The sequence below is a fragment of the Cellulomonas septica genome (genome assembly GCF_012396155.1).
Taxonomy (GTDB): Bacteria; Actinomycetota; Actinomycetes; order Actinomycetales; family Cellulomonadaceae; genus Cellulomonas; species Cellulomonas septica.
On the sequence record NZ_JAAXOY010000072.1, the window covers coordinates 1 to 9159 of the forward strand.

Sequence of the window (9159 nt, forward strand, 5' to 3'; positions counted from 1 at the left end):
GGCGACCGACCCGGACGAGACGGACCTCGACGCCGGGGCCGAGCCCACGGACGACGTCCCGACCGACGAGACGACCCGCCTGCCCGTCCCGCGACCGAGCGGTGCCACGGTCGCCCTGCCGATCGGCCTCGGCGCCGCCCCGCCGTCGGCACCGGTCCGCGTCGTCGACGCCGCACCGCCCCCGCGCCGCCGACGCGTCCGCATGCTCGCGATGCTCCTCGTGCTGCTCCTCGCGATCGGCGGGCTGGGCACGTGGTGGTACCTGCGGGTCGGCCCGGGCGCGTGGACGACGGTCCCGTCCGTGCTGCAGGTGACCGAGGACGAGGCGAAGGCGGCCCTCGACGACGCCGGTCTCGACGCCAGCCGGGTCGAGGCGTTCGACCCCACGGCCCCCGTCGGGACCGTGGTCGCGAGCGACCCCGCGGTCGGCGAGCGCGTGCGCAAGGAGGGCGTCGTCGAACTCACGGTCTCCAAGGGCCCCGACTACGTGAACGTGCCCCAGGGCGTCGTGAACGAGCTCCAGGCGAACGCCGAGAAGACGCTCGCCGACGCCGGGCTGAAGGCGACCTACCCGCCCGCCGAGTACCACGACACCGTCCCGAACGGCGTCGTCATCAGCGCGACGCTGCCCGACGGCTCACCGGCCGACCCGGGCGTCCGCAGCACGCGCGGGACCGAGGTCGCGCTCGTCGTCTCGAAGGGCCCCGCGCCCGTGACCGTCGTGAGCGTGGTCAACGAGCCGCTCGACGCGGCGACCGCGACGCTCGACGGGCTGGGCCTCAAGGTCGCGACGAACGAGGCGTTCAGCGACACGGTCGAGGCGGGGCACGTCGTGTCGCAGGACCCGGCCGACAAGACCGTCCTGCACCGCGGCGACACGGTGACCCTGACCGTCTCCAAGGGCCCGGAGCTCATCCCGCTGCCCAACGTGTACGGCACGAACGTCAAGACGGCGACGCAGACGCTCGAGGACGCGGGCTTCGTCGTGAAGGTCGCGCACCCGCAGGGGATCTCGCCGCTCAACATGGTCTACTCGCAGAGCCCGGCGGGCGGCGACGGCAAGACCGCCCCGCGCGGCAGCACCATCACGATCAACGTCTTCTGACGGGCGGACGACGGCCGGCCCACGCCGGGCCGCTGACGACGAAGGGCCCCGCCGGTCGACACCGACGGGGCCCTTGCGTCGTGAGGGCCGGTCAGGCCTTGCGGAGCAGCTCCACGACCTGGAACGCCATCTCGAGCGACTGCTGGTGGTTCAGCCGCGGGTCGACGAGCGTCTCGTACCGGAGCGCGAGGCCCTCGTCGTCGATCTCCTCCGAGCCGCCGAGCACCTCGGTGACGTCGCCACCGGTGAGCTCGATGTGCAGGCCGCCCGGCACGGTGCCGAGCGCGCGGTGCACCTCGAAGAAGCCCGCGACCTCGTCCATGACGTCGGAGAACCGGCGCGTCTTGTAGCCGGTCGCCGACGTGATGCCGTTGCCGTGCATCGGGTCGCACACCCACGTCACGGGACGCCCGTCGGCGGTCACCTTCTCGACGAGCGCGGGCAGCAGGTCGCGGACCTTGCCGGCACCCATGCGCGTGATGAACGTGATCCGGCCCGGCTCGCCGCTCGGGTTCAGCCGGTCGATGAGCGCGAGCGCGTCGTCGCCCGTCGACGTGGGCCCGAGCTTGATGCCGATCGGGTTCTGCACGCGCGAGAAGTAGTCGACGTGCGCGCCGTCGAGCTGACGCGTGCGCTCCCCGATCCACAGGAAGTGGGCCGAGCAGTCGTACGGCAGGCCCGTGCGCGAGTCGATGCGCGTGAGCGGCCGCTCGTAGTCGAGCAGCAGCCCCTCGTGCGACGAGAAGAAGTCCACGGTGCGCAGCGCGTCGAAGTCGGCGCCGCACGCCGCCATGAACCGGATCGCGCGGTCGATCTCGGCGGCGATCTCCTCGTAGCGCGAGTACGCCGGGTTCGTCGTGAACCCGCGGTTCCACTCGTGCACGCGCAGCAGCGACGCGAAGCCGCCCGTCGTGAACGCGCGGATGAGGTTCAACGTCGACGCGGACGTGTGGTAAGCCTCGAGCAGGCGCTGCGGGTCGGGGACGCGGGCCTCGGACGTGAAGTCGAAGCCGTTGATGATGTCCCCGCGGAACGCCGGCAGCGTCACGCCGTCGCGCGTCTCGGAGTCCGAGCTGCGCGGCTTGGCGTACTGCCCCGCCATCCGGCCCATCTTGATGACGGGCAGGCTCGCGCCGTAGGTCAGCACGACGGCCATCTGGAGGATCGTCTTGATCTTGTTCCGGATGTTGTCGGCGGTCGCCTCGGCGAACGTCTCCGCGCAGTCCCCGCCCTGGAGCAGGAACGCCTCACCGCGGCCCGCGGCGGCGAGCTGGCCGCGCAGCGCGTCCGACTCCCCCGCGAAGACCAGCGGCGGCAGCGCGGCGAGCCGCGACGACACCTTCTCGAGCGCACCCCGGTCGGGCCACTGCGGCTGCTGACCCGCGGACAGGTCCCGCCAGGCGTCCAGCCCGGCGAGCACCTGCGGGTCCGGCTCGACGCTCATGAGTGGCTCGCCGCGACGAGCGGCTGGCCGATGTCCGCCAGCAGCTCGCCGAACCAGGGCTGCGAGACGTCGAACGCCTTGCCGCCCGCGATGCGCGGGAACTCGATGGCGCGCAGCACGTCGCCCTGCTCCTCGTCGTGGCCGATGACGCCCGACTCGCCGCGCAGCGCGCACTCGACCGCGAGGTCGGTCATCGACTTGATGAGGCGCAGGTCCTCGGCGTTCGCGGCCGCGGCGCGCGAGTAGTAGCCGGACTTCTGGACCATCGTCTTCTCGGCGCCGAGCTTCTCCGCGAACTGCTTCGCGAACCACTGACCGGGGTTGATGGTGTCGAGCTTGACGTGACCGAACGGGTCGCGCTCCGGGGGCGTGCCCGCCGCGGTGAGCTGCTCGACGATCTCGTGCATGCCCGCACCCTCCGACAGGAAGATGTTGACGTTCCCCTGCTCGTCCATGACCTTCTTGAGGCGCTCGGCCTCGGCGTCGATGTCGAGCGCGAGCTCGGGCACGAAGACGGCGTGGATGTCCCAGCGCTCGCGCGTGAGGCCGATGCCCGGGACCCACTCCTGCTGGTCGAGCCACTTGCGGTACTCGGCGGCCGCGGCGGCGGTCAGCCACCCGCAGTGCCGGCCCATGACCTCGTGGACGATGAGCATGCGCGGGCCCGAGCGGTGCTCGCCGATGACGTTGGCGGCGAAGCCGGCGGCCTCCTCGGCCGCGGTCCACGCGCCGAGCGACTGGCGGATCGGCACCACGTCGTTGTCGATCGTCTTGGGCAGGCCCACGACGGTCAGGCCGTAGCCGTTGTCCGCGAGGTAGGCGGCCAGGTCCGCGGCGGTCGTGTTGGTGTCGTCGCCGCCGATCGTGTGGAGCACGTCGACGCCGTCGGCCTTGAGCTGCTCCGCCGCGACCTGCAGCGGGTCCTGGCCCTCCTGCACCAGGCCCCGCTTGACGCAGTCCTTGGCGTTGGTGAGCTTGACGCGCGAGTTGCCGATCGGCGATCCGCCGAAGCGGTGCAGGATCCCGGCCTTCTTGCGGGTCTCCGCGTCGATCACGATCTTGTCGCCGCGCAGCAGGCCGTAGTACCCGTGCTCGTAGGCGATGATCTCGACGTCCGGCGCGATCTCGGTGTAACGCTCGATGAGGCCACCGACGGCGGACGACAGGCACGGAGCGAAGCCACCTGCGGTCAGGAGGGCGACGCGACGAACCGACATGAGACACACCTCTCGTAGATGAGCACGGCGGACGCGCTGCGGCGTTCCCGCCCTGACGTGCCGGACCCGGTCTCCCGTCGGGGGACGTCGGGTGAGTGCACGGTCGGTCGAGACCGACGGGCTCATCCTACTGACGCGCGGACCCGTCCTCGGGTGGGACCGGAACCTGGACCTCCGGGACCGGGCGGCCGCCGGGCGCCGACGGCAGGTGGTCCTGCGCGTCGCCCGTCGCAGCCGGGTGACCGGTGGCGATGCGCGCCTTCTGGGTCGCCGCGTAGACGTCGACGTACTCCTGGCCGGACAGGCTCATGATCGCGTACATGATCTCGTCGGTGACCGACCGCAGGATGAAGCGGTCGTTCTCCATGCCCTGGTAGCGGCTGAAGTCGAGCGGCTCACCGATGACGACACCGATGCGCATGACCTTCGGGATCTTGCGGCCGAGCGGCTGCGCGATCTCCGTGCCGACCATCGCGACCGGGATCACGGGGGCGCCGGACTCGAGCGCGAGCCGCGCGACACCCGTCTTGCCGCGGTACAGGCGGCCGTCGGGACTGCGGGTGCCCTCGGGGTAGATGCCGAAGAGGTCACCCTCGCGCAGCCGCCGCAGGCCCGTGTTGAGGGCCGCCTCGCTGGCCTTGCCGCCGCCCCGGTCCACGGGGATCGTGCCGACGCCGCGCATGAAGCCCGCGGTCATCCGGCCCTTGATGCCGCGGCCCGTGAAGTACTCCTGCTTGCCGATGAAGACGAGCTCGCGGTCGAGCACGAGCGGCAGGAAGAACGAGTCGATCACCGCGAGGTGGTTGCTCGCGAGGATCGCGGCGCCGCGCGCGGGGACGTGCTGCGCACCGCGCACCCACGGTCGGTACACGAGGTGCAGCAGCGGGCCCACGAACACCCGCTTCATCAACCAGTAGAACAACAGCCCACCTCTCAGCCGACTCACCGGCACGTTCCGGCCCGCCCACGGGCTCCTGACGGACCGGCCCGCGCGGCTCGGGACGACGCCCCTGACCGATCGACCGGCGCAGGGCGTCCCCGACCGCTGCGTCCGACTCTAGAGTGCTCTCATGGCTGCACGCCCCGACGACCCCGACGACGCGGTCCCCCCTCCGGGGTCCGACGCGCCGGGACCGGCCGACGACGCGCACGCCGAGACCGACGACGAACGTTGGGACGCGATCGTCGCACAGCTCGGCGACCTCGCCGGCTACACGGGCGAGGACGACGACGACGAGGACCCGTCCGGCCGAGCCGCCACGCCGCCCGATCCCACGCCCGACGCGACCGCGTGGACGTCCGAGGCGCGCGTCGTGCGCTCCGCACGTGACACGTCGGGACGCGACTGGTCGGGCACCGACCAGATCGACGACGCCGAGCAGGCCGTCGACGCCGAGGAGCACTTCGTGCCGCCCGACCCGGGCCCCGTGCTCGGCGGCGACCCGCTGCTGACGATGGCGTGGATCGCGGCGGCGGGCATGCCGCTGTTCCTGCTGGCCGTCGTGCTGTTCTGGCGCGACGCGCCCAGCGCGATCGTGCAGGCCGCGGCCGCGGTCTTCGTCATCGGCGTCGCGGTGCTCGTCTGGCGCATGCCGCACCGGCGCGACCCGGAGGACGACGACACGGGCGCCGTCGTCTGACCGCGCCCGCGCCGACCGCGAGGTCAGGCCCGCGACGTCGTGCCCGGGCTGTCAGAGGCGTGCGAGGTCCGCCGCGCCGACCATGCCGGCGTCGTTGCCCATCGCGGCGGCGACGAACGACGCCTCCGGACGGTGCCCGCGCGCCGAGAGCTGCTCCCCGAAGCCGCGGCGCGCCGGGCCGAGCAGCAGCTCGCCTGCCGCCACGACACCGCCGCCGACGACGATGAGCGCGGGGTCGAGCAGCGCCGTCGCCGACGCCGCACCCTCCCCGAGCCAGCGACCGAGCTCGGCGAGCAGCTCGATCGACAGCGGGTCGCCCTCCTCGGCGGCCTGCGTGATCTGCGGGCCCACGATCTTCTCGGCGTCGCCCGCGAGCTGCAGCAGCCGCTCGGCGCGCTCGGGCTCGCGCAGCACCGCGGCCTGGGCGTCGCGGACGAGCGCGCTGCCCGACGCGTACTGCTCCCAGCAGCCCTCGTGGCCGCAGCCGCAGTAGTGGCCGCCCGGCACGACGCGCATGTGCCCGACCTCCGACGCGACACCCCACGCACCGCGCACGAGCTCGCCGTTCGAGACGATCGCGCCGCCGAGGCCCGTGCCGACCGTGAGCAGGAGCATGTCGTCGACGTCGCGCGCGGCACCGAACCGGAACTCGGCCCAGCCCGCGGCGTTGGCGTCGTTCTCGACGACGATCGTGAGGTCGTCGTCGATGAGCGCCTTCACCTTGTCGCGCAACGGGTAGTCGCGCCACGCGATGTTCGGCGCGAACAGCACGCCCGAACGGTCGGCGGCGACGAAGCCGGCCGCGGCCAGGCCCATGGCCCCGACCTCGTAGGAGCCCGACAGCTCGCGGTAGACCTGGGCGATCGCGCGGTCGATGCCCGCGACGTCGTCCGGGGACGTCTCGACGCGCGTCTGCGCGAGGATCACGCCCTCCTCGTCGACGACGCCTGCCGCGATCTTCGTCCCGCCGATGTCCACACCGATGGCGTGCATGTCCGTGAGTGCTCCTACGCGTCAGTGCCGGGGTCTGCGACCGAGAGGTCCGCGGCACCACGCTAGCGGCCCGCGGACCCGACACGTGCGCCGATCGTCCTGCTGGTCCCACGGCATGCGACACGTTCGGGCGACGATGTGGCCCTTGTCACGTCCCGTATCCTCGTCGCACACTTCGCCACTGCCACTGGAGCCAGAATGGACGAGTTCCACACTCCCCTGCTCGTCGAGGTCGATCCCGAGCACAACCTCAACGACCTCTTCGCCACCCGCGTCCGTGACACCCCGGACCGCGTCCTCGTCGAGCACAAGTCACAGGCCGGTGGCCCGTGGATCCCGCTGACCGCGCGGGAGTTCGACGCGGAGGTCGTCGCCGTCGCGAAGGGCCTGGTCGCACGCGGGGTGCAGCCGGGCGACCGCGTCGGCATCATGTCGCGCACGCGGTACGAGTGGTCGCTCGTCGACTGGGCGGCCTGGCGCGCGGGGGCCGTGCCGGTCCCGCTGTACGAGACGTCGTCGGCCGAGCAGGTCGAGTGGATCCTCACGGACTCCGACGTCACGCTCCTCGTCGTCGAGACGCGCGACCACCTCGCGGTCGTCGACGAGGTCCGGCCCGCGACCCGCCTGCGCGACGTGCTCGTCCTCGACGACGGTGCCGTGGACGACCTCGTCGCCGCCGGGGCGGACGTGCCGGACGAGGAGATCGCGCGCCGGCGGTCGATCGCGTCGCTGGGGGACGTCGCGACGATCATCTACACCTCGGGCACCACGGGCCGCCCGAAGGGCGTCGAGCTGACGCACGGCAACTTCTACGAGCTCACCGTGAACACGGTCGCCGGGCTCCAGGAGGTCGTCGCGGGCGACGGGGCCCGCACGCTCCTGTTCATGCCGCTCGCGCACGTCTTCGCGCGCTTCATCGAGGTGCTCTGCATCCCGGCGGGTGCGGTGCTGGGCCACACGCCCGACACCCGGACGCTCGTCGAGGACCTCGGCTCGTTCCGGCCGACGTTCATCCTGTCCGTGCCGCGCGTGTTCGAGAAGGTCTACAACTCGGCCGAGCAGAAGGCCGCCGCGGGCGGCAAGGGCCCGATCTTCCAGCGCGCCGCGAAGACGGCGATCGTCTACTCGCGTGCGCTCGACGACCCCAAGGGCCCGAGCCTGTGGCTCAAGCTGCAGCACAAGGTCGCCGACGTCCTCGTGCTGCACAAGCTGCGGGCCGCGCTCGGCGGGCAGGCCGAGTGGGCGATCTCCGGCGGCGCACCGCTCGGCGAGCGCCTCGGGCACTTCTACCGCGGCGTCGGCCTCAAGGTGCTCGAGGGCTACGGCCTCACCGAGACGACGGCGCCCGCGACCGTCAACCGTCCCGGCAAGACGAAGATCGGCACCGTCGGTCTGCCGTTGCCCGGCACGGCGATCCGGATCGCCGCCGACGGCGAGGTCGAGATCAAGGGCATCCAGGTCTTCACGGGCTACCACGCCAACGAGCAGGCGACGCGGGAGTCCCTCGCCGACGGCTGGTTCCGCACGGGCGACCTGGGCGCGCTCGACGACGACGGCTTCCTCACGATCACGGGCCGCAAGAAGGAGATCATCGTCACCGCCGGCGGCAAGAACGTCGCGCCGACGATCCTCGAGGACCGCCTGCGCGCGCACCCGCTCATCAGCCAGGTCGTCGTCGTCGGCGACCAGCGGCCGTTCATCGGGGCGCTCATCACGCTCGACCCCGAGGGCGTGCCCGGCTGGCTCGCGGCGCACGGCAAGCCGGCCATGAGCCTCGACGAGGCGCGCACGGACCCGGACGTGCTCGCGTCGCTCGACAAGGCCGTCGAGAAGACGAACCGGGCGGTCTCCCGGGCCGAGTCGATCCGCAAGTACCGCATCCTCGACCGCGACCTGACGCTGGCCGACGGCTACCTCACGCCGAAGCTCAGCATCCGCCGCGCCGTCGTCATGAAGGACTTCGCGTCCGACGTCGAGGCGCTGTACAGCGACGACCGGGAGTAGCGGGCGAGGTCATCCGGCCTCCACGAGCCGCAGGGGCGGGACGAGCCCCGACGCCGCCAGCACGTCGATCGCGTGCCGTTCCGCGGCGTCGAGCTCGACCGCCCCTGCGGCGTCCCCGTCCCCGGACGCCGGCGCGACCGCCGCGGGGCGGACGGGGATCGTGAGGAACGTGACGACGCAGTCGGCGCAGTCCCTGCCGCGGACCGCGCAGGAGTCGCAGTCGATGATCATGCGGCGGACGCTACGGACGACGTCCGACACTCCCCCCGCATCGCGCGTCGGGTCACAGGTGCCGTCGGGTCACCGGTGCTGTCGGGTCACAGGTGCTGGAGGCGCGCCAGCAACGTCGTCGACGGCACGACCCACGCGCCCCGCGCCTCGACGTCGCGCGCGACCGCCTGGTCGCTCGTCACCACCACCAAGACGCGTCCCGGCGGCTCGGCGGCCACCAGCCGGCGGATCAGGTCGTCGGCGATCTCCCCGACCGAGAACAGCACACGCACCCCGCGGGCCTGGACGGCCGGCGGCGCCTGGCCCGGCTGGCCGTCGAAGCAGCACGTGACCTCCGCCCCCGTGCCGGCCGCGACGCGCGCGAGGCCGTCCACGAGGCGTCGGCGCTGGTCCGCGAGGGTCAGCTCCCCGTACCCGGTCTTCGTGACGTTGTAGCCGTCGACGAGCACGTGCGCCCACGGCTGCCGCAGGAGCTCGTCCAGCAGCGCCGGGTCGTCGGCCGACCGGCCGCGTGACCCCGTGCGC

At 72.6% G+C, this 9159-nt stretch carries 9 protein-coding genes; 3 read left to right on the forward strand and 6 right to left on the reverse strand.

The window, feature by feature from the left end; translation table 11 throughout:
* On the forward strand, positions 1 to 1105 hold a 1105-nt coding region (locus HGA02_RS04920; RefSeq protein WP_168678058.1), incomplete at its 5' end, for a Stk1 family PASTA domain-containing Ser/Thr kinase.
* Between the two features lie 91 nt (positions 1106 to 1196).
* Here HGA02_RS04920 and HGA02_RS04925 read toward each other — a convergent pair.
* The 3 genes from HGA02_RS04925 to HGA02_RS04935 all read right to left on the reverse strand — a co-directional run bounded on the left by HGA02_RS04925 (position 1197) and on the right by HGA02_RS04935 (position 4673).
* A complete protein-coding gene (locus tag HGA02_RS04925; protein ID WP_168678059.1) occupies positions 1197 to 2549 on the reverse strand; it encodes a class II 3-deoxy-7-phosphoheptulonate synthase in 1353 nt (450 codons plus the stop codon).
* A complete protein-coding gene (locus tag HGA02_RS04930) occupies positions 2546 to 3766 on the reverse strand; it encodes a pyrophosphate--fructose-6-phosphate 1-phosphotransferase (protein WP_162352183.1) in 1221 nt (406 codons plus the stop codon). The genes HGA02_RS04925 and HGA02_RS04930 overlap by 4 nt, the downstream gene beginning before the upstream one ends.
* A 127-nt stretch (positions 3767 to 3893) precedes the next feature.
* Complete coding sequence (locus HGA02_RS04935) at positions 3894 to 4673, reverse strand: lysophospholipid acyltransferase family protein (protein WP_162354257.1); 780 nt, start codon at positions 4671 to 4673, stop codon at positions 3894 to 3896.
* 163 nt (positions 4674 to 4836) lie between these two features.
* Between HGA02_RS04935 and HGA02_RS04940 the strand changes: the two genes are divergently transcribed.
* A complete protein-coding gene (locus HGA02_RS04940; protein ID WP_168678060.1) occupies positions 4837 to 5406 on the forward strand; it encodes a COX15/CtaA family protein in 570 nt (189 codons plus the stop codon).
* Between the two features lie 51 nt (positions 5407 to 5457).
* On the opposite strand, the gene HGA02_RS04945 is transcribed toward HGA02_RS04940, so the two are convergent.
* Positions 5458 to 6399, reverse strand: a complete 942-nt coding sequence (locus HGA02_RS04945; protein ID WP_162352185.1) for an ROK family glucokinase — start codon at positions 6397 to 6399, stop codon at positions 5458 to 5460.
* Positions 6400 to 6597: 198 nt separating this feature from the next.
* Between HGA02_RS04945 and HGA02_RS04950 the strand changes: the two genes are divergently transcribed.
* On the forward strand, positions 6598 to 8403 hold the full coding sequence (locus HGA02_RS04950) for an AMP-dependent synthetase/ligase (protein ID WP_168678061.1): 1806 nt from the start codon (positions 6598 to 6600) through the stop codon (positions 8401 to 8403).
* A gap of 9 nt (positions 8404 to 8412) precedes the next feature.
* On the opposite strand, the gene HGA02_RS04955 is transcribed toward HGA02_RS04950, so the two are convergent.
* Entirely contained in the window at positions 8413 to 8634 is a 222-nt protein-coding gene (locus tag HGA02_RS04955; protein ID WP_168678062.1) for a hypothetical protein, read from the reverse strand.
* Positions 8635 to 8720: 86 nt separating this feature from the next.
* Positions 8721 to 9159: NYN domain-containing protein (locus HGA02_RS04960; RefSeq protein ID WP_210728185.1), on the reverse strand; the 439-nt coding region annotated here is incomplete at its 5' end.